Source organism: Phyllobacterium brassicacearum, from assembly GCF_003010955.1.
Classification (GTDB): Bacteria; Pseudomonadota; Alphaproteobacteria; order Rhizobiales; family Rhizobiaceae; genus Phyllobacterium; species Phyllobacterium brassicacearum.
Map to the genome: position 1 here is coordinate 46287 of NZ_PGGO01000014.1, position 25790 is coordinate 72076.

Below are 25790 nucleotides of genomic sequence, written 5' to 3' on the forward strand. Positions count from 1 at the left end.
AGGAGGAGCTACGATGGGAGGAACGTCACAGCATTATGTGCGCCGGATGCCAACCGCGCCGGACCACCTGATGGAATCGATCAAAAATCACATGCCGAAGATCAAGCCCAAGCCCAATCACGGTCCGGAGAGGTTGTCCGACGTGCTCAAGCGTTCAAAGGGCGCGTATTCAATAGGCAAATACAAACCCTCGAAATAACGCGGCAAGATCTGCCAACACAGCGGTCGCTTTGGAAAGCTGTAAGTCAGGCGTTATCGCAACAACGATCTCGCCGTCGGCGCCAGCCGGGCTATTGTGGGCGGGGCGATAAGATAGCGTGAGAGCTGTTCCTGTGCGGCTAGCCATACTGGGTTGCCAATGAGGTCCTTGGTAAAGGACGCCTGTGCTGCGGCGTTGTCGAAGCGCGAGAACGCGACGGTGACGTTTTCGCCAAGGCGAACGGAGAGCCGCGTGAAGGTGTTTTCGCTGTGCTCGGAAGCAAACAGGGCAACGCGTTTCTCACCGGCTGCCCGAAGTATCGGACAAAGCGTTTCCTGGTAGAATGCCAGGAATTCCAATTCGGCGGACGATTTGAGCTTGTAGGTTACCGCCTGGACGATCGCGGGTGACAGATCCGTCGCATCACGTCCGGGCCTTCCGCCGGGAAGCGCGAACGCATCCGCTTCGCTTTGCGGGTGCAGCAGCAGGACATCATCCGAATCGATCATGGTGGCATTGGCCGTATTACGATGCTCGCCCCACACCGGTCCGCCATAGAAGGCTGCAAGTGCCGCGTGGCGGGCCTGCATGTCAGGAAAACCCCGCAGCCAGACAAAGGCGTCCGGATCGTCCAGATCGCGGAATTGGCCGATGATCTTCATGCCGCATGCTTCCTGACTTTCCAGAAAATACCTGTCGAACAGGGCGATCAGCTCGTCGCGACGCCCGGGATGCAGCGTATATCGCCGCAATTCAGCAATGGGGCAGTAACGCGAATATGCTTGCGGCCGAGACATACCTTCCAGTGAAGCGTTCATGATGGTTCCTCCTATAAAACAAACAGGTTGACCTGTTTTTAATAAGACCGGTTGTCCTGTTTTGTCAATTTGTTATTCTAGGTGGAGGCGATGCAAGGCGAGTGATGACAAACGATAACAATCAAAAGCCCAAACGCACCAACAATCCGCAGGCGATGCGTGCGCGGATACTCGACGTGGCGGCCGATCTCTTCCAGCGGCATGGGTATAACGGAACCAGTATGCAGGATGTGGTACGAGCAGCGGCAACGACAGGAGGCGCACTGCATCATCATTTTGCAACCAAGAAGGCGCTGGGTCTCGCCGTCATTGCCGAACGCGTAGCGCCAGAAGTCGATGAAACAGCGGTACAACCCATTGCCACGGCTTCGTCGGCAGCAGCGGGTATTCGCAAGGTGTTCAACGGAGTAGCCGATACCCTCGAGCGCAGACGTGCCGTGTCAGGCTGCCCGCTCAACAATCTGGCGCTGGAACTGTCGCTGGCGGACTCGGATTTCCGCGAGGCGGTCAACGGTGTCTTCGAGCGATGGCGGTTAGCATTGTCGCTCAGATTGCATGCCGACAGGCCGGAGATGGATCTGGCACGAGCGCACGATCTCGCCACGTTGATTGTGGCGAGTTACTCGGGTGCGATGGCGATGGCGAAGGCCAGCCAGAGCGCCGAACCGCTGCGCGCCTGCGCTGTGCAGCTGGAAGCTCTCCTGAATTAGCCGGGCACCTGCGAGAAAATCTTAGTGAGCCAGTCGGCGAAGGCACGCACCCTGGACGAAAGCTGGCGATTCTGCGGGTAAAGCACGGACACGCTCATTGGCGACGGCGCGTATTCGGAAAGCACAACGCACAGCTTGCCCTCGGCAAGTTCGTCGGCAACACGATAGCGCGGCACCTGGATAAAACCGAGGCCGGCGATCGCCGATGCCGTATAGATGTCGGCTCCTGTCACTGACACGAGCCCCGGCAAGGTCACCAATTTCAGACCCTCGCCGGTGCTGAACTCAAGCGGATATGGTCGACCGGTGGCGCTTGAAACATAGTTGACGGCCATATGCCCAGCAAAATCCGTCCAGTGCCTGGGCTCGCCATGGCGGGCGAGATAGTCTGGACTGGCGCAGGTAACCTGCTGCATTCGGGCGATGCGGCGCCCGACCATGGAGGAATCCTCGAGATCGCCGGCTCGCAACACGCAATCGATGCCTTCGCGAACCAGGTCCACCAGACGGTCGCCATCGCCGATGCTGAGCTCGATGTCCGGATAGCGCCCAAGAAAGGCGGGTAGTGCGGGAATGACAAAATGCCGGGCCAGGGTGCCTTGCAGGTTGACACGCAGCAGGCCTTTAGGGGCAGAATTGCGAAACGAGCCCTCTGCTTCCTCCATATCGGCGAGAAGCCGCAGGCAGCGGCTGTAATAGGCTTGGCCGTCAAGAGTCGGGTTCACCAGCCGCGTGGTCCGGTCAAGCAGCCGCGCGCCGAGCCGTTCCTCCATGCGCTTCATCGCATTGGTGACGGTTGCGCGGGGCATGTTAAGATCATCCGCCGCCCTGGAAAAGCTGCGGCGTTCGACTATCCGCGCGAAGATCTGCATCTCCTGAAACCTGTCCATGTGACGACCTCGATTGTTATCATTTTTCGAATAGTGATGTCAGATTCTGACTAATTATCCGGTTATTCATCCGTAGCATAGTGTGATCATCGTCAACACGAACATGGAGTTGAGAGCAATGACACGGGTTCAAAAGCAAATTGCCATCGTCACTGGAGCGGCACGCGGCATTGGTGCCGCGGTTGCGCGGCGCCTCGCCGCTGACGGTTTTGCCGTGGTGATCAACTATGCCAGCAGCTCGGCCGAGGCCGATGCGCTGGTCGAAACCCTTGAAAGGGCGGGCCACACGGCTATTGCCGTCAAGGCCGATGTGTCAAAGGCGGAAGATGTCCGCCAGATGTTCGACGCCACCGAACAGAAACTCGGCAAGGTCGATGTGCTCGTCAACAATGCCGGCATTATGAAGGTGATGCCTTTGGCGGAGACAAGTGACGGGGTCTTCGAGCAGACATTCTCGATCAACGTACAGGGGACGTTCAACACGTTGCGCGAGGCAGCTACGCGCATGAACATTGGCGGGCGCATCGTCAATTTCTCCACCTCGGTCGTTGGAACCAATCTGCCCGGCTATGCGATCTATGCTGGTACCAAAGCTGCGGTTGAGACGTTCACCCGCATCTTCGCCAAGGAAATGCGCGGCCGCAACATCACCGTCAATGCTGTTGCTCCTGGTCCGATCGCCACGGATCTTTTTCTCACGGGCAAGAGTGACGAGCTTATACAACAGTTCACCAAGGCCGCACCGCTCGAACGGCTCGGCCAGCCCGAAGACATCGCCAATGCCGTCTCGTTCCTCGCAGGCCCTGATGGCGGCTGGGTCAATGGTCAGATCCTGCGCGCCAATGGCGGGCTCGTTTGATGTTCGCGTGATAAGCAGTCACGGCACAAAGAAAGGGTCCGCATCATGCGGCCCTTGTGGCATACGTGGCGCTACTCCCCCGCATTGCGACTGTTCGGATGTCAGTTCGCGTTATTTTCCCTGTACTTCGTAGACATAGATGGTCGATTTATCGTCTTCAGGCGCGAAATAAGCCATGAGACCAGTGTCTGTCGGTTCGATCCAGAAGGGATTTTGTGTCATGGGAAGCCCTGTGTCTGTCCAGAGCTGCACCGGAATCTGATAGACGGGCTGATTGCTGACGAGATTAACAACTTCAAGACCACCCAACGCCAATTTGGGACCATCCTTCTTGGGCTGGTAATTGGTCAGGCCTCCGCACAGCATTTCGCTTTGGCCAAGATACTTACAGTCCTGATAATCGATATAGTGGGACGAGTTGAGCTTGGCTAACTGTCCCCGGTCAGCATCGGCGTTGGCCACATGGCCGTTTTCGTCAAGTGCAAAGGTGTACAAGCGCCGCGATCCCCAGCTGACGGCATTCAAAGTCTTTTTTTCCTTATCGTGGACCAGGCCGCCAAGATGATCCTTGTAGCGAAAGACTTCCTTTGACTTCATCGTCGCAGGATCAACCCGGTAGACAATGGCCGCGCTGTTCGGCCTGTATTCGGCAACCGGGACAAAAATCGCTTCTCCGTCGAAATCGATACCGCCCGGATGATAGATCGAGCCCTCGCCGAGCAGAACGTCCGCGATAAGATTGCCCTTTGCGTCGATCTTGAACAGGTGGCCTTTTCCCTCTCCCGTATCGCGATCGTAACCGCCCTCCGGCTTGTCGAATTTCCTGGTGGGCGTGGTGATCTCCACTGAAGAGACGTAGAAGAAGTCGCCGATCTTCACCATTCCCTGCGGATGGAACGTCGGAAAGGACAATGGGATTTGCGCGACGGGTTTCCAGACAGCGCCGCGGTCCAAAGTCTTCACAGTCTCACTAATCGTGCGGCCGGTATCAGCGGTTTGCGCGTAGGCCGGAGAGTTAACAGCCACGATGAAGGCTGCAATCATGGTCGCCAAATTGCGGCTTGAGGACATTTCACACTCCATCCCTGTCACGTCGTTACCGTGAAGTACTATGGATCTGTAACAGCCACGTGAAATAGAACCCGATCCGCACCGCAAATGTTGCAGCCAGGGAGCAAATGCCACCGGTTCTGCAAAGTAGAAATGCCATCCTGGCGGGCAAAATGACTTGTGTGGCAGCAAGCGACAGCATTGCGACTGCAGCAAAACGCCGCCTGTTGCGGAGTCTGATGGTTTTCGGCTGGATTGGCGGTCGAAAATAGCACAAAGCAATCAGAAAACATCCCGTCTCAGGAAACGCACCATGTCCACCGCTCCAGTATCCACCTTCAGTGCATCCGTACCCTCTGCCGCCCGTCGTGGTGTGCTGCTGATGCTGCTCGGAATGCTGATGTTCTCGTTGAATGACGTCATGGGCAAGTGGCTCGTTTCGACCTATTCCGTCGGGCAGGTGGTTTTCATCCGCAGTGTCGCGGCCCTGATCGTTCTTGCGCCGTTTCTGTGGTTTGGCGGAGCAAGGAAGCTGGTTCGGGTGGAGCGTCCTGCTATGCAAGCCGCACGTGTCTTCATGTCCACCGCGGAAGTCTTCGCCTTCTATTTTGCCGTTTCCTATTTGCCGCTTGCCGATGTCATGACCTACTGGCTGGCAGTGCCGATCTATGTGGCGGCGATTTCGCCTTTGGTGCTGAAGGAACCGGTTGGCTGGAGGCGCTGGAGCGCGATCATCGTCGGCTTCATCGGAGTGGTCATTGCGCTCGAACCGTCGTCACAGGCCCTGACATCGCAAGCACTCATATCTATTCTCGGCAGCATGACATTCGCGGCCATGCTGCTGCTTGGCCGAACCCTGCGCAGCACACCGGATACGACTTTGGTGTTCTGGCAAATTGTCGGGGCCGGGATTGCTGGGCTGGCCTGGGTGTGCTTCGAATGGACCCCGGTGAGCCTGCGTGATTTTCTGTTGCTGGGGTTGCTTGGCGTCGTCGCCATGCTCGCTCATGTGCTGGTCAACAGGGCACTGAAACTTGCCGATGCCGCAACCGTGGCACCGCTGCAATATACGTTGCTGTTGTGGGCGATCCTGTTCGGCTGGCTGGTCTTTGGCGACGTACCGCGTGTGACAATGCTGGTCGGCGCGGGCTTTATCATCGCCTCGGGCCTTTTCATTCTCTTCCGCGAACAACAGCTGAAGCGTCAGGGCCGCCTCAAAGACCCGGCGGAAACAGTGGTCACGGGCTCAGGCGAGGGCGTCTGAACCCGTGGCGCTCCTCATGCGTCAACTCGGGCGTCCAACGTCAGGGACGCATCCAAAGCGTCGAGCAGATCTTCGGTACCCTGTCTGCGCATCGATGGCTCGTCGAAATCGTCCAGATACGCCCCCTGCTCGGTGAGAATGAGCTTTGTGCCAGTGCCCTCCGGTTTCAGTTCGATCGTGGCCAATGAGACAGAAATGCGCTTGTGATCGAGGTGCATGTCGTAGCTGTAGACGATGCGCTGATCCGGTACGATATCCTGATAAAACGCCTGAAAGGTATGTACCGGACCGCCTTTCGGGCCGCCGCTGTTGATCTCGCGGCCACCGACGCGGAAATCCATCTCGTATCTCTCCTGCCCCCACTCATCGGGGCCGACAAACCACTTGGATTTTGCCTCCTTGTTGCTCAACGCAAAGAAGACACGCGCAGGGGCTGCCGAATAGCTGCGTTCGATGACGAATGTGTCGTGCTTCACGGATCGTTTGGTCATTGATCTATCCCTTTTCCTGTTCGGCGAGAAAGTCGCCCAGCCTGTCAAGGCGACGCTCCCAATTCTTGCGCCGGTCCAATATCCAATCTTCGGCCGTCTGTAGCGCTGCCCAGTCAATATGGCAGGTGCGAACGCGTCCAACCTTCTCCGAACGAACCAAGCCGCTCGCCTCGAGAACCTGCAGGTGCTGCACAACCGCCGGAAGCGACATGGTCAGCGGCTTCGCGAGCTCGCTGACCGATGCAGGTCCGCGGCTCAGCCGCTCCACCATGATGCGTCGCGATGGATCCGCGAGAGCCTGAAACATGAGATCGAGTGGAGTCACTTGGTTAAGCATATGCTTAAGTATCGTGATCCCGACAAAATGTCAATCGAATTGCGTGTGACGCTCGGATTGCGCGAAAAATGCCTAAGGTCCTGACGCTAAATGCCCACCGGCGCAACGCGAGCGAGTGCGGCCTCGAAGTGATTGGTTGCTTTCTCGAATTTGTCGCGGCAACCGGGGTTGCAGAAGCCGACGACGGCACCCTTGTAGAGCGTCAGGCTATCCTCTTTGATGGGGTCGCCCGACCAGGGGCATGTCGTGTTGATCGCATCGCTGAGCTTTAGTTCCGACATGGTGTTTCCTCCGTATTTTCAAACCGGCTCCACCTCGATAAGGGTGAGAACCGAATTGGCGATGAAGCACTGCTCATGCGCCTCATGGTGCAAATGCGCTTCGGCCGCGCGGTCCGGCGCCGCCCCTGCATAGGTTACATGTGGCCGCAGCGTGACGCGACTGACATAGAGCTTTCCCTTGTCATTCTTGGCAAGTTCCCCTTCCGCTGCGTCGCGATATTGGTTGATCACGAAACCTGCTTTCGCCGCATTTGCCAGAAAGAACAGCATGTGGCAGCTTGAAATCGAGGCGACATAGGCCTCCTCCGGGTCGACATTCTCAGGCGCGGAAAAGGGCAGCCGAACTATATGCGGCGACGAGGAGGCAGGCACTTCCGCGCCGCCGTCGAACTGCCAGATGTGAGCCCTGCTGTATTTGTTGTCAGTGAAGATCGCTCCTTCTGGTCGAGTCCACAGAACTGTCGCGCCAAATGTCGTCATTGTCTTACATGTCCCGTATTTGTTCCGTTGCTTGATTTTCGGAGCTTGTCAAAGTGGGACAGAATTGTCGATAAGAGAGCCCGGCAAATCATTCGGCGAGGACATCATGGACCTAGGCATCAAGGGAAAACGAGCGATCGTTTGCGCAAGTTCGAAAGGTCTTGGTCGCGGCGTTGCGGAAAAGCTAGCGGAAGCCGGTGTGGACCTGACGTTGAATGCGCGTACCGAAGCGACCTTGCGCGCGACCGCGAACGAAATTGCCGGCAAGTACGGCGTGAAGGTGCAGATCGTCGCTGAGGATGTGACGACGGAGGCTGGCCGCAAGGCGCTTCTCAAGGCCGAGCCGCAGCCCGACATCCTGATTAATAATGCCGGTGGGCCGCCTGCCGGCCTATGGTCTGATTGGGGCGAGGAAGAATGGCTGAAGGCGATCAACAATAACATGCTGACGCCCATCCTTCTGATGAACTCCATCCTGCCCGGCATGATCGAGCGCAAATGGGGACGGGTGGTTAACATCACCTCGGGTTCGGTCAAGGCTCCGATCGCGCAACTCGGACTTTCCAACGCGGCTCGCAGCGGGCTCACGGGTTTTGTCGCCGGAACGGCGCGTCAAGTGGCCAAGCACGGTGTTATCATCAACAGCCTCCTGCCAGGGTCGCACGATACGGACCGCACCAAGGGCTTCATTGAACGAACCGCCAAGGAGAAAGGCATCTCTATCGAAGCGGCCCGCGCTGAAGCCCATGCGAAAAATCCCACCGGCCGCTATGGTACTGCGGAAGAATTCGGTGCGGCGGCGGCTTTCCTGTGCAGTCAGTATTCCGGCTTCATTGTCGGCCAGAACCTTCTGCTCGACGGCGGCGCCTTCAATTCGACGATGGGGTAACGCACTAACAGCCGGGGAGGCTTCGCAATGTACAGGAATAGTATCGTTTACATCTGTGCAGCAATCTCGTTGATTCTATGCGGTGCAATTTTCGGGTTTTTCTACGCCTACTCGGCATCTGTCATGCGCGGTCTTGATTATGTCGAACCAACGGTTGCAATTCCGGCCATGCAGGGAATCAACGCGACAGTGCGAAACGCTGTCTTCGCGCCCGCTTTTTTTGGTACACCGATTGCGCTTTTCCTGTCGGGCCTCTTGGCTTTTGCAGTCCGGCGTCGCGCATCTGCGGGCCTATTCCTGATGGCCGCCATTGTCTATGTCGGCGGGGCATTCCTGCCGACACTCTTCGTGAACGTTCCAATGAACGAGGCACTTGCTGCCATAACCCCTCCCTCCGACCCGCTTGAGGCCGAGCGAATATGGCGCGACTATTCCGGTCCATGGCAAGTTTGGAATCACGTAAGATCGGTGTTCAGCGGGTTCGCCCTTCTGATCGCCGGCGCGGGAATTTGGTATCTGCGTGCGGGATCAAAGATCGCTTGGCGCCCGGCATCATGACAGCCAGTTGCGACTTTGGCCATCACTCCGCGATGAAGCGATATCCGACACCGGGCTCCGTGCGGATGAATTGAGGATTGTTCGCGTCGTCCTCAATTTTCGCGCGCAATTGACCGACGAAGACACGCAGATATTGCAAATCTTCGACGTGCGCTCCACCCCAGACCGACGCGAGGAGCTGGCGATGCGTTACCACCATGCCCGCATGCAGCACCAGGTGCACGAGCAACTGATATTCCTTGCGCGTCAGGTGCACCTCTTCACCATTTCGGGTGACAATACGCTTGGCCATGTCGACGACCAGCCCATTTGCCTCGAAACGTGATGGCACGCTGGTGCCGGCCGCCTTCTGGCGCAACGCTGTGCGAACGCGCGCCAGCAATTCGCCAATGCCAAAAGGCTTTTCGACGTAGTCATTGGCGCCAAGATCCAGAGAGGCGATCTTTTCTGTTTCGCGATCCCGGGCCGACAGAACGATGATTGGCACATCGGAAAATGCCCGGACGGTCTCGATGACTTCCTTGCCATCCTTGTCGGGAAGGCCAAGATCGAGGATCACGAGATCCGGCGCACTTGTGGCAATCAGTTTCTCAGCCTCAGCGGCGGTGGAAGCGAGGAGGACTTCATAGTCAGAGGCGGTCAGCGCCGGCTTGAGGAAGCGCTGTATCTGCGGTTCATCGTCAACGATGAGAATACGATGCTGGTTCATGCTGCGGTTGCCTCGTTCTCAGGATTGGCGACAGGAAGCCGGACGATGAACCGCGTTCCGCGCTTGCGAATGGCAGGGCTTTCCGCCTTGATAGTTCCGCCCATGGATTCCACAAAGCCGCGGGCTATCGATAGACCGAGGCCTGTTCCCGGCGCCCGGCCGTCACCCTTCGCGCGCCGGTAGAATTTGTCGAAAATCTTGTCGAGATCCTTGGGCGGAATGCCTTTGCCCTGGTCGGTGACGCTGATGGACACTTCCGAATCCTCCTGCCTGGCGTAGACGGCGATGGGCCCCTCACCGGCATATTTGGCGGCATTGTCGAGTAGATTGAACAATACCTGACCCAACAGGGAAGGGTCACCGCTCACTGCAGGAAGATCGGGAGCGATGCTGATCTCGATGGCAATTTCCGGCTTCTGCTTCTTCATTCGCTCGATTGATGAGGCAATCGCATCGGCCACGTCAACCGGTATACTCCTGACTTTGAGCGTACCCGCCTCGATGCGTGTCATGTCAAAAAGGTTGGCAACGAACCGTGTGAGGCGCCCGGCCTCTTCCTCGATGGACAACAGGAGATCGTCGCGGCCATCTGGTTTGATACGGTCGCCGAGTTGACGCAAGGTGGTGACGGCGCCGGTGATGGACGCGAGCGGTGTCTTCAAATCATGTGAAAGCGAGGAAAACAGCGCAGTGTGTAGCTTTTCGCTTTCCTGCAGGGCAGTGGTCTGGGCGTTTTCGCGGACGAGCTGCGCGCGATCAATGGCGATGGCTGTCTGGTCAAGAATTGCCGTCAGCATCCGGTCTTCATGCTCGGTGAAGGCGTCATGATCCTGCATTGACAGGCCCAGCACCCCAGCAACTCCATGTGAGGTGTGGATGGGAAGAAATTGCCAATCGATCAGGGGCAATGTCGCCGTGTCATGGCCCGCTTGCTCATTCTTTTCGAAAGCCCAACGAACGGCGGTCATATCCGTGCCATCAAGCGTCAGATCCGGTGGCCAGATCGTCTGTATCGCAAGGTCGCCATCATTGGGCAACAGGATGGCGACGCCGGTGCCAAAGGTCGAATGCAGATGGGTCGCGGTCGAAAACAGCACATCGTCGAGCCGGGCGGTCCCCGACAACTTGCGCGAGAATTCGTAGAGCGCCTGCGTATTCTTTGCCTGATTGCGTGAACGGGCAACCTGATCGCGAAGGCGTCCGGCGAGATCGCCGATCATCAGCGCAACGGTGAGGAAGACGACAAGGGAAAACAGCTGGTGTGGTTTGGCAATGCTGAGGTCGTGCAGCGGTTCGAGAAAGAAGAAGTTGTAAAAAGCGAAGGAAAGCCCTGCTGCAATCACCGCGGCAAGCCGTCCGCTGTACATGGCCGAGAGAATGACGGCTACGAGGAACAGCATTGAGAGATTCTGCGGATGGACGATCGTGCTAGCGCCAAGGCCAAGCAATGTTGCTATGCCCGTTGCAGCGACAGGCACTGCGATCGCTGTTGCAAGCTCAAGCCGGGTGCGCTTGCGCAGCGACGGTGGCTGATAGGGTGTGCCCTGTTCTTCCCCAGTGACGATATGCACGCCTATGTCGGTGAAGCGTTTGATAATCTCGTCAGGCAATGAACGCCGGAAGGGATTGGCAAATCGTCGCGATTTGGGGCGACCGACAACAATCTGAGTGACGTTTTCTCGCCGGGCGATGCGGAATATCTCTTCGACAAAATCCTGTGCGATGACACGACGCGTTTCGGCGCCAAGGCGTTCGGCGAGGTCGAGCAGTTCATCGATGCGTTTGGTCGTCTCGGTTCCCGCGTCGTTCGTCTGGGTAAGCGAAACAACCAGCCAGCGCGCGTTGAGTCCGGAAGCCAGCCGGCTCGCCGTACGCACAACCTTGTCGGACAGACTATCGGGCCCGACACAAACCAGAAGGCGTTCGCCGGTCGCCCATGGACCTTCGATAGCGTTCTGACGCAAGAGGTCGATCATCTGATCATCGACTCGGTCGGCCGTGCGCCGCAGTGCCAGTTCACGCAGGGCAGTCAGGTTTGCCGGTTTGAAGAAACCCTCGGCTGCTCGCTCGGCATTGCCGGGCAGATAGACCTTGCCCTCCTTCAAACGTTCGATCAGTTCCGCGGGGGGCAGGTCGACGAGCAGGACTTCGTCCGCTCGCTTAAGGACCGTGTCGGGCACGATCTCGCGCACGGTCACGCCGGTGATCTTTGTCACCAGATCGTTCAGGCTTTCCAGATGCTGGACGTTCATCGTAGTCCACACGTCGACGCCCAGCCAAAGCAATTCTTCTATATCCTGATACCGCTTCGGGTGGCGACTTCTTGGAGCATTGGTATGCGCAAGTTCATCAACGACTAGAATTTTCGGTTTGCGGACGATCGCGGCGTCGAGGTCGAATTCCTCCAGTTGCCGCTCGCGATAACCGACCTGTTTGCGCGGTAAGATCTCAAGGCCTTCCAGCAATTGCGCGGTCTCGGCACGGCCATGGGTCTCGGCCAGGCCAATAACGATGTCCTCGCCGTCATCCTTGAGCCGGCGGGCCCGCAGGAGCATTGCATAAGTCTTGCCGACGCCGGGCGCCGCTCCGAGGAATACAGTCAGCTTACCGCGTGTTTCGCGCGTAGCCAGCTCGAGCAACTTGTCGGGATCTGGTCGATTTTTTTGACCACGATCGGTCATCCATACCTCAATTTATTCGTGTTGCCCATCGAGCACCAGACGTTTAGCCCACCTTGTCTGCAATTGCCAAGGGCAGACTGCGACAGCGCATCTATTGACGGCAGCCGTCCGAATATGAAAAGTCCCGCGCAGTCAATGCAGCAGGAAATCAGACAGTGATCCGCCATATTGTGTTCTTTAGCGCCCGTAATCCGGCAGATGTCGAGGCGATTGCCGCCGGCCTGAGACGCCTGGGCGAAATTCCTCATTCAGACGTCTTCGAAGTGATGACGAACACCAAAACGGATCCGATATCCGGTGAAATAGATGTGGTTGTCTACGGGGAATTCAAGGATGCCGAGGCGCTGGCAGCCTACAAAGCGCATCCGATCTACAGCGAAACGACAGCGGTCGTCCGCCCCTTGCGTGAGCTGCGCATTTCCGCTGACGTCGTCTCAACACTCCGTTAAGCCAATAGCAAAAAGCCCGGCAAAATGCCGGGCTTTTTGCTTGGGAGGATGCAAATTCGAATTCAACCCGTCTGGCCCATTGCGGAATCCGCACTCAGTTGACCAGCTTCCCATCCGAGGATGGCGCGTTTGCGGGTCAGGCCCCAGTGGTATCCGGTCAGCGCGCCCGACTTGCCGACGGCGCGATGGCAGGGCACGACAAACGAGACCGGATTGGCACCAACTGCGGCGCCAACTGCGCGTGATGCAGTGGGTGATCCGATCTCCGCGGCGATGTCCGAATAAGCTACACATTTGCCCATCGGGATCTTGAGCAGGGCCTCCCAGACGCGCAGTTGGAAGTCCGTGCCTATTGTTACTACTTTGAGCGGACGGTCGGCACGCCACTCTGCCGGGTTGAAGATGCGTGCCGCATAGGGAGCGGTTGCGGCGATATCTTCGACATAGGTGGCATTCGGCCAGCGTGATGTCATGTCGGCCAGCGCCTCGTGTTCCTTGCCCGGATCGGCGAAGGCAAGACCCGCCAGCCCGCGGTCCGTGACCATAATCAGAGCGAGACCGAATGGCGAGATGAGAAAGCCGTAGCGGATGGTGAGGCCGGCGCCACGAGTCTTGTAATCGCCCGGTGACATGCCCTCATGGGTGACGAACAGGTCGTGCAGGCGGCTTGGACCGGACAGTCCCGTCTCATAAGCTGTTTCCAGGAGCGGCATGCCCTCGTCGAGAAGACGGCGTGCATGGTCAATGGTCACCGCCTGCAGAAAGCCTTTGGGTGAAAGACCGGCCCAGCGCGTGAACAATTTCTGCAGCGCGGTCGGAGACAGACCGGTATCTTGGGCCAATGTCTCAAGCGATGGCTGGTCGCGATAGTCCTTGCTGATACGCTCGATGATATGGCTGACGATGGCATAATCGTCGCCAGTAGGGGTGATGTCTTTCTGGAGTATGGCTTGTGGTGTCATGAGCTTTACCTCTCTATTGAGGCTATATGAACATTCCGGTGTCTGATCTGCCACCCGATTCTTGCACAAGAGGATCAGCGGCCTTTGGCCGTCGCAAGCGCAACCTGGAATGCAGAGGCGAAGCTTTCGCGGTCGTCAGGATTGAGAAACGAGCCGATTGTCACGATCTTGCCCTGCCCCTCGATCTTCATCGAGGTAATGCCGATCTCCGCATGGCGGGCGACACTGAATCGCGCCCAGAACGGATTGAATTCATGCAGCTTTAAACGGCCAGACGGGGCAACCTGGCGGATCTGCAGCGCAATGCGCGAGATGCTCACCTCCTCATGGACCTTTCCTGAGGCGTAGTTCATTCGAAACGCGATGTAGATAATCAGAACGTCGAGGCCAAAAAAGCCGAAAACCGGCCAGGCGCCGAGCGACAGGAAAAACAGGCCGGTAAAAAAGCTGCTTACCCCAAACGTGCCCATGAGGATGAGGAAACCCGTCTTGCCAAGCGACCGGTGTGGCACGAGAAGTGCGCGGAAGATTTCTTCCTCGTTCATGGCCGCCGGGTCGATCGGGTTCATTGTTTGACTCATGGCAATTAAGTATAGAAGGCAAATGGAAAATCCCAAGCGCAAAATTGACCCGATCGATGCGAGCCTTGCCAAGCCTGCCAAGGTCCGCAACGTTCCCGGGATCCGCTATACTGCCGCGGAAATCTACGAAATCTTCCGTCGATTCTCCATCCAGCGTCCTGAACCGAAGGGCGAACTTGAGCACGTTAATCCCTTTACGCTGCTGGTCGCTGTGGTGCTGTCGGCGCAGGCAACCGACGTGGGTGTCAACAAGGCAACCCGGGCGTTGTTCAAAGCCGCGGACACGCCGGAAAAGATGCTGGCTATGGGTGAGGCCAAGGTTGGTGACTACATCCGCACCATCGGGCTCTGGCGCAACAAGGCGAAGAATGTGATCGCCTTGTCCGAGGCCCTGATCGATCAATATGGCAGCGTGGTTCCGCCCGATCGCGACGAGTTGGTCAAGTTGCCCGGTGTAGGCCGCAAGACGGCCAATGTCGTGCTCAGCATGGCGTTTGGACAATCGACCATGGCTGTCGACACGCACATTTTCCGCATTGGCAACCGGCTGGGGCTCGCCCCTGGCAAGACACCGGAAGAGGTGGAAGCCAGGCTGATGAAGATCGTTCCGTCAGAGTATCTCTACCACGCCCATCATTGGCTGATCCTGCATGGGCGATACATCTGTAAGGCCCGTAAACCGGATTGCCCCGCCTGCGTTATTGCCGATATCTGCAAGGCGGCAGAAAAAACATCGGAGATTCCGGCGCCGCTGGTCCCTCTACCGCCCCAAGTTTTCTAGACCGCCGCCGGTGGTTCGGCGCGCGTCACGGCCTTGTGCAGATGGACCATCATGGCAGCGGCAAAGAGCGGCGTCAGCAGGTTGAGGATTGGGATTGCCATGAAGGCGGCAATAATCAGGCCAGCAAGAAATACCGTCGTCGAATGTTTCGAACGGAGCGCCTTTGCCTCCATTTCCGGGCGAAAGCGCATTGCGGCGAACTCGAAGAACTCGCGCCCGAGCAGATAGCCATTGACGACGAAGAAGGCGATAATATTGACGGCGGGGATCAGGAGCATGAGCAGTGCGACGATATTGCCGACTATGACAACACCCATGAATTTAACGGACAGGACGAACGATCGTATTGCGGGAAGGGGTTTGCCCTTCGGATCAAGGGGATAGTCCGCCTTTTCCACGATCTCAGCCACGTCGTCGAGGAACAGACCGGCAACGATTGCCGTGACCGGCGCAATCAACAGGGCAAGGCCGAGCGCAAGGCCCACACTGGCAAGGATGCCGGCGATGAGTCCGATCCAGCCGGTCCAGGAGGGCAGGTCCGGCATCATCTGATCGAAAAATGGCCAGGCCAGAAGTTCGAACACTTCACGCAAGCCGAACCATATGCCGATAAGCAGGAGCAGGGTCAGTCCAAGCGATTTCCACAGGACGGCGCGGAACTCGGGACGGAACAGATGACTGGCGGCTGCACGGGCACTTTCTACGATCATTTGTTAACTCGCTTCCGTGGGTATCGAAACCCGACATAGGGGCGTCTTTCCACGCAGACAAGACAAGACGTGAAAGAAGGGGTGGTCAATTGCCCGCCTTTGCTCTAGAGCAGGGGCAAAATGACAACCGCCAACCGGCAGCCCAATTCCGGAGTTTTCATGTCCAGCTATGACGTGCTTTGCATCGGCAACGCCATTGTCGATATCATTGCCCGAACCGATGACGATTTCATCGTCAAGAACGGCATCATCAAGAACGCAATGAACCTGATCGATGCCGATCGTGCAGAGTTCCTCTACGAGCGCATGGGCCCCGCGATCGAAGCTTCAGGCGGAAGTGCCGGCAATACCGCGGCAGGTATAGCCAGCCTTGGTGGGCGTGCCGCATATTTCGGCAAGGTTGCCGACGATCAGCTTGGTCATGTCTTCACCCATGATATCCGTTCACAGGGCGTTGCATTCGACACGCGCGTGCTGAATGCGCCGCCACCCACGGCTCGCTCGATGATCTTCGTGACGCCAGATGGCGAACGCTCGATGAATACGTATCTCGGTGCCTGCATCGAGCTTGGACCCGAAGACGTCGAAAGCTCCAAGGTTTCTGAAGCCAAGGTGACCTATTTCGAAGGCTACCTCTGGGATCCGCCGCGGGCCAAGGAAGCGATCCGCCTCTCGGCGAAGATTGCCCATGAGCACAAGCGCGAAGTGTCGATGACCTTGTCCGATCCGTTCTGCGTTGATCGCTACCGGGAAGAATTCCTTGATCTGATGCGCTCCGGCACAGTCGATATCGTCTTTGCCAATGAAGCTGAACTGAAATCGCTCTACCAGACGCACGATTTCGAAAAGGGCCTTGAGCTGATCCGCAAGGATTGCAAGCTTGCTGCTGTCACGCGTTCTGAAAAAGGCTCCGTCGTCGTTTCTGGCGACGAAACCGTTGCGGTTCCGGCAATCGAGATCGCCGAACTTGTGGACACCACGGGCGCTGGCGACCTTTACGCCGCCGGGTTCCTGTTCGGGTATACGACTGGCCGCACCTTGAACGATTGCGCCCGCCTTGGCTCGCTGACAGCAGGCCTGGTTATACAGCAGATCGGCCCACGCCCGCAGCTCAATTTGAAACTTGCCGCCGAGCAGGCAGGCTTACTCTGACCGGATAAAGCCGTCGCGCTCAAGTTCCTCGGTCGTGCGGCCGGGCTTGTGATATGTCGGCAATGCCCAGCCGAAATAGAGTGCGCCGCCGCGTACCGCAAAGGCAGTGAGGGCTGCGGCAAGGGCCGACAGCTCCAGCCCGGCGGAAAGGGCATGCAGGATGATGTAGACGATCGATCCCGCAAGGGCGGCCGTTACATAGATTTCGCGCCGCATGAGCACCGATGGCTCGCCGGAAATGATGTCGCGCAATATTCCGCCGAAGGTCGCAGTCATGACGCCCGTGACGACGGCGATGCTTGAATCAAAACCCAAGGCCAGGCTCTTGGCTGCACCCATGACGCTATAGGCGGCGAGGCCGACGGCATCGAGCCACAGCAATACGCGATAGCGCGATTCAACCAGGTTGGCGGAGAAATAGACGACGACTGCGGCGGCAGCGCAGACGAGCAGATAGTCGGGATCCTTGACCCAGAACACCGGCACGCCGAGGATGAGATCGCGCAGCGTACCGCCGCCGATGCCGGTAACAGCCGCAAGAAAAATGAAGGCAATGATATCGAGCTGGCGACGCGAGGCTGCCAAGGCGCCCGTTGCAGCAAATACGAAAATACCGGCATAGTTGAACAGCTGGATCGTGGTCATCGGCAATTCCCCTTCGCCGTTATTCTCACCACGATAGTGCATGATCGTTGCAATTGAAAAGAGCCGCATTTCATGGATGAAACGCGGCTCTAATGGAAGACAATTCGTTGAGATCAGGCGTCTTTTTCCGCCTGGGGATTGATCGGGCCCGGTTCTGGTTGGCTTTCGCCCGCCGCCTGCTTGGGGCCGCCCTTGGATACGCCGACAAGCGCCGGCCGCAACATGCGGTCGCCAATAACGAAGCCAGCCTGCGCTACCTGCAGGACGGTGTTATGCGGCACGTCCGCATTCGGAATTTCGAACATCGCCTGATGGAAGTTCGGATCGAACTTCTGGCCTTGTGGCTCGATCTTTTTGACGCCATGCCGTTCCATGGCCACCATCATGGCCCGCTCGGTCATCTCGACGCCGTCGACAAGGCTCTTCAACCCTGTATCGCCATTGGTCAGCGCTTCGGCGGGAATGGCTTCCAGTGCGCGCTTTAGATTGTCGGATACCGAAAGCATGTCGCGAGCGAAATTGGCGACCGAATAGGCACGCGCATCGTGAACATCGCGCGCGGTGCGCTTGCGCAGGTTTTCCATGTCGGCAACTACCCTGAGCAATTGGTCCTTCAGGTCGCCGTTCTCGGCGCGCAACCTGTCGAGCTCGGCCCAATTTTGGGCGTTGGCCTCAACTTCGTCTTCCTGGGCGCTGGCATACTCTTCGGCCTTGCGCGATTTCAGAAAATCATCGGCAGCGCGCTTCAGCGCATCGCGATCGCGCGGATTCTTCAGGTCGCGCTGGTCGAGATCGGGAGTGTCGTGATTTTTCTTTTCGTCAGCCATGTATCCTGTCCGTTCACTATTCGTAAGTTGCGCTGGATATCGAGGTTTAGGCCATAAAAATCAAGTGCAAATGACTATCTCAGAAGGCGCGACACAAGTTGGGCCGTATAATCCACCATCGGTACGATGCGCGCATAGTTGAGCCGCGTCGGCCCGATGACGCCAAGCGCACCGATGACCCGCTGCTCCGTATCCCGATAAGGTGCAATGACCAGCGAGGATCCGGACAGCGAAAACAGCTTGTTCTCGGAGCCAATGAAAATGCGCACACCGGGTCCCGCTTCAGCCAGATCGAGCAATTGCAGCGTGCCCTCCTTGGTTTCGAGGTCGTCGAAGAGATGGCGCAGGCGTTCAAGATCGGCTTCGGCGCTGACCTGCTCGAGCAGATTGCCGCGCCCGCGGACGATCAGTCGCGCGGGCTGCCCGCCACCGGCTCCGCCCCAGATGGCGAGGCCCTGTTCGACCAGATGCTGCGACAAAGCGTCGAGTGCCTGTTGGGTTTCTTCCTTGAGCCGGGCGATTTCCTGCCGCGCTTCGGTGATGGTCCGTCCCTGAATATGTGCGTTGAGGAAATTCGATGCTTCGATGAGTTGAGATGGTGTGACGCCGACCGGAAGGTCTATCACCCGATTCTCAATGTCGCCGCTTTGGGTAACAAGCACCGCTAGTGCTTTGGTCGGTTCAAGCCGGACGAATTCAATGTGCTTCAGTGCACCTTCGGCCTTGGCAGCAAGAACAAGACCGGCCCCACGCGACATGCCGGACAGGATCTGGCTTGCCTGCGTCAAAACACTCTCGGGTGAATGGGTTTCGTCGGCCGCGCGGACTTGCGCCTCGATCGTGTTGCGCTCTGCCGAGGACAGGTCACCAACCTCCATGAAGGCATCAACGAAGAAGCGCAGGCCAAGCTGCGTCGGTAAGCGCCCCGCAGAGATATGCGGAGCATAGACCAGCCCGAGATGTTCAAGATCGCTCATCACATTGCGGATGGTCGCAGGCGACAGCGATACGGGCAGGATGCGTGACAGGTTACGCGATCCCACCGGCTCGCCATCGCCGAGATAACTCTCGACAATGCGCCGGAAAATATCGCGCGACCGCTGGTCGAGCGACTGCAATGTTTCCGGAACCACGGCCCTGTTCATCGTACCTCGTACTTCTGTTCGCAATGGACCTGATATAAGCATTGTCTGGCCAATCATCAAAGCCTTTGCTTCGCATGCCCTTTGCTCTAAAAGGCCGGACAACGTATTTTTCAAAGAGGTATTTCAATGCGTCCTTCCAAACGAGCCCCCGACGAGATGCGTGCCATTTCCTTTGAGCGCGGCGTTTCCAAACATGCCGAGGGCTCGTGCCTGGTCAAATTCGGCGATACCCACGTTTTGTGCACCGCCAGCCTTGAGGAAAAGGTGCCAGGCTGGATGCGCAACACCGGTAAAGGGTGGGTCACCGCAGAATATGGCATGCTGCCGCGTTCGACCGGCGATCGAATGCGCCGCGAAGCTTCCTCGGGTAAGCAGGGCGGGCGAACGCTGGAAATCCAGCGGCTGATCGCCCGCTCGCTGCGTGCGGTCGTCGATCTGCAGGCGCTAGGCGAAGTGCAGATCACCGTTGACTGCGATGTCATCCAGGCCGATGGCGGCACACGCACGGCGGCGATCACCGGCGGTTGGGTTGCGTTACACGAATGCCTGAGCTGGATGGAAGCGCGGCAGATGGTCAAGGTCGATAAGGTTCTGAAGGATCATGTTGCCGCGATCTCCTGCGGAATTTCCGATGGTTCTCCGGTTATCGACCTCGACTATCAGGAGGACTCGACGGCTCAGACTGACGCCAATTTCGTCATGACTGGCAAGGGTGGTATCGTTGAGGTGCAGGGAACTGCGGAAGGCGAACCCTTCTCAGAGGACGAGCTGCTTTCATTGATGAGCCTTGCGCGCAACGGCATCAACCGCCTGGTGTCCTTGCAGAAAATGGCGATCAGCTAGAGATCGAACATGCAGCCATCGGGAATTTTGGAAACAGCGCTCTATGTAACCGATCTGGTGGCGGCAAAGGACTTCTACGCCGGAATTCTTGGGCTCGAGATCATTCTCGAGACGCCAAAGCGTTCGATCTTCTTCCGCTGTGGTTCCGGTGTGCTTATCCTGTTTGATCCCGTCTTGATCAACGAACGTCCGGCCGGCAGCCTTCCAATACCCTCGCACGGTGCGACTGGTCCGGGTCACGTATGTTTTCGCGCGACGCGGGATGAAATTGCGGAGTGGAAATCCCATCTGCAGGCGCATGGTATTGCCATCGAGAGCGAATTCGATTGGCCGAATGGCGCACACTCACTGTATTTCCGCGATCCCTCGGGAAACTCGATTGAATTCGCGGAACCAGAACTATGGAATCTGAAATGAGAACACTCGAAAAGGGCAAACTGCTCGTCGCCAGCCACAACCAGGGCAAGATCAAGGAAATGATCGATCTGCTCGGACCGTTTGGCTTCGAAGTCGTGTCGGCGGGCGACCTTGGCCTGCCTGAACCCGACGAGACGGGCATGACCTTTGAGCAAAACGCCTATATCAAGGCCTTCGCAGCGGCCAAGGCGACGGGTCTCGTCGCGCTCTCTGATGATTCTGGGCTATGCGTCGATGCGCTGGGTGGCGATCCGGGTGTCTACACCGCCAATTGGGCGGAGCTGCCCGGCGGGAAGCGCGATTTTGCTTTCGGCATGCAGAAGGTGGAGAAAGCGCTGCAGGACAAGGGCGCGATCAGACCGAAAGACCGCAGCGGCCGTTTCGTTTCCGTTATCTGTCTCGCCTGGCCGGACGGCGAAGCCAATTATTATCGCGGCGAAGTAGAAGGCGAGATCGTCTGGCCGCCGCGCGGTACAGCCGGTTTCGGCTATGATCCTGTGTTCAAGCCGGAGGGCTACGATGCGACCTTCGGTGAGATGACCGCAGAACAGAAGCATGGCTGGAAGCCGGGCGACACAGACGCGCTGTCGCACCGCGCCCGCGCATTCCAGCACTTTGCCAGAGATTGCCTGGACGCCGGATGATCCACCCCGACCAAGGCGAATCCGGCTTCGGCGTATACGTCCACTGGCCCTTCTGCATGGCCAAATGCCCTTACTGCGACTTCAATTCGCATGTCCGGCACGAACAGGTCGACCAACCGCGCTTTGCCGCCGCCTTTGCGCGAGAAATGGCCACGATGCGCGAGCGTAGCGGCCAGCGCACGGTTTCCAGCATCTTTCTCGGCGGTGGTACCCCGTCGTTGATGCAACCGGAGACCGTTGCGTCGGTTCTCAATGAAATTGCCCGCAACTGGCATGTACCAGACAATATCGAGATTACGCTGGAGGCCAATCCAACCAGCGTCGAGGCGGACCGGTTTCGCGGCTATCGCGCGGCTGGTGTCAATCGTGTCTCGCTTGGGGTGCAGGCGCTCAACGATGCGGATCTGCGCAGGCTTGGCCGCATGCACAATGTCAACGAAGCGTTGGCTGCGATCAAACTGGCCCGCGAAATATTCCCGCGGCTGTCATTCGATCTGATCTATGCGCGTCCGGACCAGACCATCGAAGCTTGGCGTGAAGAACTTGCTCGCGCGATATCCTATGCTGCCGACCATCTGTCGCTCTATCAGCTGACCATCGAGGAAGGCACGCCCTTTTACAATCTCTGGAAAGCGGGCAAGCTCGTGACGCCAGACGGCGACCATGCGGCAGCGCTCTACTCGGAAACCCAGGATGTGACGGAACAGCACGGTTTGCCAGCCTATGAGATATCCAATCATGCTGTGCCCGGTGCGGAGTCGCAGCACAATCTGGTTTATTGGCGCTACGGCGAATATGTCGGCGTCGGCCCGGGAGCGCATGGGCGCTTCATCGAAAAGGGCACACGAGCAGTGACGATCACCGAACGCCATCCCGAAACCTGGGTGCAAAGGGTCGAGGCAGGGGGGCACGGTGTCGTCGAGGAAGAGGTCCTGACTCACGAACAGGAAGGTGATGAATTCCTGCTCATGGGCCTGCGACTCTTCGAGGGCATCGACCTTGCCCGCTATGAGCGTTTGACCGGGCACAGCGTCAAGGAAAAGCGCGTGATCTCGTTGGCCGAACAGGGCCTTATCGAATATATCGGCAACAGCCGCATCCGCACGACACCCGAGGGCGCGATCGTGCTCAATGCTGTAATTGCTGATCTCGCGGCCTGAAGGGGATCGAGCGTGTCTGACGGCGAAGCCAGAGAACGAGACTATCAAATCGGTAGCGCTTCATTCCGGGCGCGCCCGCTCGAGCCAGCGCTCTATATCGTGGCGACGCCTATCGGCAATCTTGGCGACATGACGATACGCGGTATCGAGACCCTGGCGGCCGCGGACGTCATCGCCTGCGAGGATACGCGGGTCAGCCGTGTCCTGCTCGACCGCTATGGTATTTCGCGCCGCCCCTATGCCTATCATGAACATAATGCAGACCAGGCGGGCCCAAAGCTGATTGAAGCGCTGCTCGCAGGCAAGAGTGTCGCCTTGGTCTCCGACGCGGGCACGCCGCTGGTTTCGGACCCGGGCGGACGCCTGGTCCCGGAAGCCAAAGCCGCGGGTATCAGGGTTGTGCCGATTCCGGGTGCATCGTCTGTCCTTGCAGCGCTGACCGCTTCGGGATTGTTCAAGGATAGTTTTTATTTTGCCGGCTTTCTATCATCGAAGCAGGGTCAACGACGTACGAAACTGGAGTCGCTGAAAGCGCTCGACACGGCACTGGTTTTTTTCGAATCGCCCAACCGGGCTGTAGCAACACTGGCCGATATGGTCGACGTCTTCGGACCCGAGCGCGAGGCTTCGTTATGCCGCGAACTGACCAAAACCTACGAGACCGTGGTTACCTTGCCACTCAAGGATCTTGCGAGCGAATTCGATGGCGAAGACCGGATCCGCGGTGAGGTTGTGCTAGTGATCGGGCCGCCCCTGGTGGACGAGAACGTGCCGCGCTCGGATGACGATATCGATACCCTTTTGCGGGCGCTCGTTCTTGAGATGCCGCCGGCGAAGGCAGCGGGGGAGGCGGCGCGCATGACCGGGCGACCGAAAGGCGAACTCTATCAACGGCTCTTGGCGATGAAATGAGCGCGGCGGGCAAACGGCAAAAGGGCCAATCTCAACGGTTATGACGCATATTGCCTGGCGGTTCGATACCGGCTCATGCCCGGGGTCTGGTAAACGCCGCAACGAATATTGCCCTCCTGACTCCGCGCAGGAGGGTCGTTTCCTCTGTTACTCTGCAGGCATGTCCATATGCATGACTTCCCAGACGTGCCCATCTAGATCCTGGAAACTGCAGCCATACATGAATCCCATATCCATGATCGGCTTCCACGCCTTGCCGCCGGAAGCAAGTGCCTTGGCGAGAGTGTCATCGACCTCGTCACGACTGCCGGCCGATAAAGCAATAAGCACTTCCTGTGCCCTGGTAGCGTCGCTGATATCGTTGTTGATAAATTCCTTGAAGCGCTCCTCAACGAGCAGCATCGCATAGATGTTCTCCTCTATGATCATGCAAGCGGTTTTGTCGTCGGAGAAATCCGGATTGAAACTGAATCCGAGGGCGGAAAAAAATCCTTTGGACGCTTCCAGATTCTTGACCGGAAGATTTACAAAGATCATGCGCATTCAATGGTTCTCCTCTCGATGTGACGATGCTGTCTATACAGGAACGATCTTGGCTTCGCGACGGTCCATTGGGTCAAAGCGAGAAATCTCTTGCATTTCCTCATTAACACTATAAAGGTAGTCGTGTATTGATTTGGTCGTTCAAACGTGGCTGACCTTGCATGTCTCGCTTTGCGTTGAGGCGGACCGCAGACGTGCATCTCTTTCTGCACTTAGAAAGAGAATCCGCTTGCCCCCGTTAATTCAGAAATTCCATGCTCCTGCTCAGAGTTCGGCGCACTTCTGTTCCTTATAAACACGTGCCGTATCATGGATAATCCCGTTGAACCTCGGGATGACCTCATTCATGTCCATGCATGCTAACCAGCTTTCCGTCTTTCCGGCCTTCTTCCGCGTGCGGAACGAAGTGCTTGTGGTCGTCGGCAATGGCGAAGAAGCGCTCAACAAGGTGCGGCTTCTGGCGCAGACGAATGCAGCCATTCGCGTTGTCGCGGCCGAACCTGAACCTGAATTGGCGGACTTTTTGCGTAACGGCAATTATGATCACGTCGCAGAAAATTTTGCTCCCAAGCATCTGACTGACGTAAAACTGGTCTTCGTCGCCACCGGCGATGAAGACCAGGACAGTGCGATTGCCGCTGAAGCACGCCGTCAGGGCGTTCCTGTCAACGTCGTGGATCGGCCGGACCTTTGCGATTTCTTCACGCCCGCCATCGTCAACCGCGCACCGGTTGCTATCGCCATCGGCTCGGAAGGCACCGGCCCCGTTCTCACCCAGATGATCCGCGCGCGTATTGATGCGGCCTTCTCGCCGCGCCTTGGCGATCTGGCCCGTCTTGCCAATGCCTACCGGCCGGTCGTCGAGAAACTGGTCAAGAAGGGTCTGCCGCGCCGGCTGTTTTGGCGTTCGTTCTTTGCCGGCGACGTCGCTAGCAACATCTACAACAATGATTTGACCGGTGCACGCCGGGCCGCAACGAACCTTCTGGAAATCCAGGATGAGCCAAAGGGTTATGTCTGGCTGGTGGGTGCGGGTCCAGGAGCCGAAGACCTTTTGACGCTGCGCGCGCATCGCGTGCTCATGGAAGCCGATGCCATCGTCTATGATGCGCTGGTACCGGAGGCGGTCGTCGCCATGGGCCGCCGTGACGCAACGCGGCTTTCTGTCGGCAAGCGCAAGGGTTGCCACTCCAAAAGCCAGAGTGAGATCAATGATTTGCTCGTTTCGCTCGGCCGTGAAGGCAAGCGCGTCGTGCGCCTGAAGTCGGGTGATCCGCTGGTCTATGGCCGCGCCGGTGAGGAAATGGCTGCGCTGCGTGACGCGGGCATCGCCTTCGAAATCGTTCCCGGCATCACGTCGGCTTTCGCAGCGGCGGCCGACATGCAATTGCCCCTGACCCTGCGCGGTGTCGCATCCTCCCTTGTCTTCACCACAGGTCATGACATGGCCGGCGAAGTGCTGCCCGACTGGGCGCGCCTTGCCATCTCGGGTGCAACGATCGCTGTCTATATGGGCCGCAGCGTCGCCGCTTCCGTTGCGGAGCGGTTGATGCAGGCGGGCCTTCATGCCGATACCGGCGTTGCAGTCATCGAAAATGCCGGGCGTCCGGAGCGACGCATGTTCCACGGGACGCTCAACGATTTGCCCGCTCTGGAACAGCGCGGCGATCTTGATGGCCCGGTCATGGTCGTCATCGGCGATGCGGTCGCCGGCGCCGCTATCGACAAGGCCGAACCGCTAGCTGCCCAGAACAAGAATTCGATGGTGCTGCGCCACCTTGAAACCAATGCTGCCTGAACGCG

Annotated in this window: 31 protein-coding genes; 15 read left to right on the forward strand and 16 right to left on the reverse strand. The window is 57.9% G+C overall.

Features of this window, described 5'->3' with window-relative positions; translation table 11 throughout:
• Positions 1-13: 13 nt before the first annotated feature.
• Positions 14-199 carry a hypothetical protein gene (locus CU102_RS18065; RefSeq protein WP_106712494.1) on the forward strand — a complete coding sequence of 62 codons (186 nt, stop codon included), beginning with the start codon at positions 14-16 and terminating at the stop codon, positions 197-199.
• Positions 200-252: 53 nt separating this feature from the next.
• Here CU102_RS18065 and CU102_RS18070 read toward each other — a convergent pair whose 3' ends face one another.
• The gene (locus CU102_RS18070; RefSeq protein WP_106712495.1) at positions 253-1017 is read right to left on the reverse strand and encodes an NIPSNAP family protein; all 765 of its coding nucleotides are present in this window, start codon (positions 1015-1017) and stop codon (positions 253-255) included.
• Between the two features lie 104 nt (positions 1018-1121).
• On the opposite strand from CU102_RS18070, the gene CU102_RS18075 reads away from it, so the two are divergent.
• Positions 1122-1727, forward strand: a complete 606-nt coding sequence (locus CU102_RS18075) for a TetR/AcrR family transcriptional regulator (RefSeq protein ID WP_106712496.1) — start codon at positions 1122-1124, stop codon at positions 1725-1727.
• Here CU102_RS18075 and CU102_RS18080 read toward each other — a convergent pair.
• Positions 1724-2617, reverse strand: coding sequence for a LysR family transcriptional regulator (locus CU102_RS18080; protein ID WP_106712497.1), 894 nt, complete (start codon positions 2615-2617; stop codon positions 1724-1726). The genes CU102_RS18075 and CU102_RS18080 overlap by 4 nt on opposite strands.
• A gap of 118 nt (positions 2618-2735) precedes the next feature.
• Here CU102_RS18080 and CU102_RS18085 point away from each other — a divergent pair, with 118 nt between their 5' ends.
• On the forward strand, positions 2736-3476 hold the full coding sequence (locus CU102_RS18085; protein WP_106712587.1) for an SDR family oxidoreductase: 741 nt from the start codon (positions 2736-2738) through the stop codon (positions 3474-3476).
• A 111-nt stretch (positions 3477-3587) separates the two neighbouring features.
• On the opposite strand, the gene CU102_RS18090 is transcribed toward CU102_RS18085, so the two are convergent.
• A complete protein-coding gene (locus CU102_RS18090; protein ID WP_106712498.1) occupies positions 3588-4547 on the reverse strand; it encodes a DUF6454 family protein in 960 nt (319 codons plus the stop codon).
• A 292-nt stretch (positions 4548-4839) separates the two neighbouring features.
• Here CU102_RS18090 and CU102_RS18095 point away from each other — a divergent pair, with 292 nt between their 5' ends.
• Positions 4840-5790, forward strand: a complete 951-nt coding sequence (locus CU102_RS18095) for a DMT family transporter (RefSeq protein WP_106712499.1) — start codon at positions 4840-4842, stop codon at positions 5788-5790.
• A gap of 14 nt (positions 5791-5804) precedes the next feature.
• On the opposite strand, the gene CU102_RS18100 is transcribed toward CU102_RS18095, so the two are convergent.
• The 4 genes from CU102_RS18100 to CU102_RS18115 form a co-directional block, all read right to left on the reverse strand.
• Positions 5805-6281 (reverse strand): SRPBCC family protein, encoded by a 477-nt coding sequence (locus CU102_RS18100; protein WP_106712500.1) that lies wholly within the window; start codon positions 6279-6281, stop codon positions 5805-5807.
• Positions 6282-6285: 4 nt separating this feature from the next.
• Positions 6286-6618, reverse strand: a complete 333-nt coding sequence (locus tag CU102_RS18105; RefSeq protein ID WP_106712501.1) for an ArsR/SmtB family transcription factor — start codon at positions 6616-6618, stop codon at positions 6286-6288.
• Positions 6619-6704: 86 nt separating this feature from the next.
• Complete coding sequence (locus CU102_RS18110) at positions 6705-6899, reverse strand: eL24 family ribosomal protein (RefSeq protein ID WP_106712502.1); 195 nt, start codon at positions 6897-6899, stop codon at positions 6705-6707.
• A gap of 18 nt (positions 6900-6917) precedes the next feature.
• Complete coding sequence (locus tag CU102_RS18115; RefSeq protein ID WP_106712503.1) at positions 6918-7379, reverse strand: OsmC family protein; 462 nt, start codon at positions 7377-7379, stop codon at positions 6918-6920.
• Positions 7380-7485: 106 nt separating this feature from the next.
• Here CU102_RS18115 and CU102_RS18120 point away from each other — a divergent pair, with 106 nt between their 5' ends.
• Positions 7486-8268: an SDR family oxidoreductase gene (locus CU102_RS18120; protein WP_106712588.1), complete on the forward strand. Its 783-nt coding sequence runs from the start codon at positions 7486-7488 to the stop codon at positions 8266-8268.
• Between the two features lie 27 nt (positions 8269-8295).
• Entirely contained in the window at positions 8296-8826 is a 531-nt protein-coding gene (locus tag CU102_RS18125; protein ID WP_106712504.1) for an anthrone oxygenase family protein, read from the forward strand.
• Between the two features lie 22 nt (positions 8827-8848).
• On the opposite strand, the gene CU102_RS18130 is transcribed toward CU102_RS18125, so the two are convergent.
• Positions 8849-9535, reverse strand: a complete 687-nt coding sequence (locus tag CU102_RS18130; protein ID WP_106712505.1) for a response regulator — start codon at positions 9533-9535, stop codon at positions 8849-8851.
• Positions 9532-12216 carry a sensor histidine kinase gene (locus CU102_RS18135; RefSeq protein WP_106712506.1) on the reverse strand — a complete coding sequence of 895 codons (2685 nt, stop codon included), beginning with the start codon at positions 12214-12216 and terminating at the stop codon, positions 9532-9534. Before CU102_RS18135 ends, CU102_RS18130 begins: the two co-directional genes overlap by 4 nt.
• 155 nt (positions 12217-12371) lie before the next feature.
• Between CU102_RS18135 and CU102_RS18140 the strand changes: the two genes are divergently transcribed.
• Positions 12372-12665 (forward strand): Dabb family protein, encoded by a 294-nt coding sequence (locus CU102_RS18140; protein ID WP_106712507.1) that lies wholly within the window; start codon positions 12372-12374, stop codon positions 12663-12665.
• Positions 12666-12727: 62 nt separating this feature from the next.
• Here the strand turns inward: CU102_RS18140 and CU102_RS18145 are convergent, their stop codons facing one another.
• Together CU102_RS18145 and CU102_RS18150 are read right to left on the reverse strand one after the other, a co-directional pair.
• Complete coding sequence (locus tag CU102_RS18145) at positions 12728-13696, reverse strand: methylated-DNA--[protein]-cysteine S-methyltransferase (RefSeq protein WP_425351568.1); 969 nt, start codon at positions 13694-13696, stop codon at positions 12728-12730.
• Between the two features lie 5 nt (positions 13697-13701).
• Positions 13702-14196: a DUF2244 domain-containing protein gene (locus CU102_RS18150; protein ID WP_166648399.1), complete on the reverse strand. Its 495-nt coding sequence runs from the start codon at positions 14194-14196 to the stop codon at positions 13702-13704.
• 34 nt (positions 14197-14230) lie between these two features.
• Between CU102_RS18150 and nth the strand changes: the two genes are divergently transcribed.
• A complete protein-coding gene (nth, locus tag CU102_RS18155; protein WP_106712510.1) occupies positions 14231-14989 on the forward strand; it encodes an endonuclease III in 759 nt (252 codons plus the stop codon).
• Here the strand turns inward: nth and CU102_RS18160 are convergent.
• Positions 14986-15699, reverse strand: coding sequence for a sulfate transporter family protein (locus tag CU102_RS18160; RefSeq protein WP_106712511.1), 714 nt, complete (start codon positions 15697-15699; stop codon positions 14986-14988). The genes nth and CU102_RS18160 overlap by 4 nt on opposite strands.
• A gap of 159 nt (positions 15700-15858) precedes the next feature.
• Between CU102_RS18160 and CU102_RS18165 the strand changes: the two genes are divergently transcribed.
• Complete coding sequence (locus CU102_RS18165) at positions 15859-16851, forward strand: adenosine kinase (protein ID WP_106712589.1); 993 nt, start codon at positions 15859-15861, stop codon at positions 16849-16851.
• Here the strand turns inward: CU102_RS18165 and CU102_RS18170 are convergent.
• From CU102_RS18170 to hrcA, 3 genes are all read right to left on the reverse strand, one after another.
• Positions 16843-17496 carry a trimeric intracellular cation channel family protein gene (locus CU102_RS18170; RefSeq protein WP_106712590.1) on the reverse strand — a complete coding sequence of 218 codons (654 nt, stop codon included), beginning with the start codon at positions 17494-17496 and terminating at the stop codon, positions 16843-16845. The genes CU102_RS18165 and CU102_RS18170 overlap by 9 nt on opposite strands.
• Before the next feature lie 113 nt (positions 17497-17609).
• On the reverse strand, positions 17610-18323 hold the full coding sequence (gene grpE / locus CU102_RS18175; protein WP_106712512.1) for a nucleotide exchange factor GrpE: 714 nt from the start codon (positions 18321-18323) through the stop codon (positions 17610-17612).
• A gap of 74 nt (positions 18324-18397) precedes the next feature.
• Positions 18398-19468 carry a heat-inducible transcriptional repressor HrcA gene (gene hrcA, locus CU102_RS18180; RefSeq protein WP_106712513.1) on the reverse strand — a complete coding sequence of 357 codons (1071 nt, stop codon included), beginning with the start codon at positions 19466-19468 and terminating at the stop codon, positions 18398-18400.
• 126 nt (positions 19469-19594) lie between these two features.
• Between hrcA and rph the strand changes: the two genes are divergently transcribed.
• The 5 genes from rph to rsmI are packed head-to-tail and all read left to right on the forward strand — an operon-like array spanning position 19595 to position 23444.
• Positions 19595-20311, forward strand: coding sequence for a ribonuclease PH (gene rph, locus CU102_RS18185; RefSeq protein WP_106712514.1), 717 nt, complete (start codon positions 19595-19597; stop codon positions 20309-20311).
• 9 nt (positions 20312-20320) lie between these two features.
• Positions 20321-20728: a VOC family protein gene (locus tag CU102_RS18190; protein ID WP_106712515.1), complete on the forward strand. Its 408-nt coding sequence runs from the start codon at positions 20321-20323 to the stop codon at positions 20726-20728.
• On the forward strand, positions 20725-21372 hold the full coding sequence (rdgB, locus tag CU102_RS18195) for an RdgB/HAM1 family non-canonical purine NTP pyrophosphatase (RefSeq protein ID WP_106712516.1): 648 nt from the start codon (positions 20725-20727) through the stop codon (positions 21370-21372). The genes CU102_RS18190 and rdgB overlap by 4 nt, the downstream gene beginning before the upstream one ends.
• Complete coding sequence (gene hemW / locus CU102_RS18200; protein ID WP_106712517.1) at positions 21369-22532, forward strand: radical SAM family heme chaperone HemW; 1164 nt, start codon at positions 21369-21371, stop codon at positions 22530-22532. The genes rdgB and hemW overlap by 4 nt, the downstream gene beginning before the upstream one ends.
• Positions 22533-22544: 12 nt before the next feature.
• The gene (gene rsmI / locus CU102_RS18205; protein ID WP_106712518.1) at positions 22545-23444 is read left to right on the forward strand and encodes a 16S rRNA (cytidine(1402)-2'-O)-methyltransferase; all 900 of its coding nucleotides are present in this window, start codon (positions 22545-22547) and stop codon (positions 23442-23444) included.
• Positions 23445-23591: 147 nt separating this feature from the next.
• Here the strand turns inward: rsmI and CU102_RS18210 are convergent, their stop codons facing one another.
• Entirely contained in the window at positions 23592-23987 is a 396-nt protein-coding gene (locus CU102_RS18210) for a VOC family protein (RefSeq protein WP_106712519.1), read from the reverse strand.
• A gap of 346 nt (positions 23988-24333) precedes the next feature.
• Here CU102_RS18210 and cysG point away from each other — a divergent pair, with 346 nt between their 5' ends.
• A complete protein-coding gene (gene cysG / locus CU102_RS18215; RefSeq protein WP_106712591.1) occupies positions 24334-25785 on the forward strand; it encodes a siroheme synthase CysG in 1452 nt (483 codons plus the stop codon).
• Positions 25786-25790 lie beyond the last annotated feature (5 nt).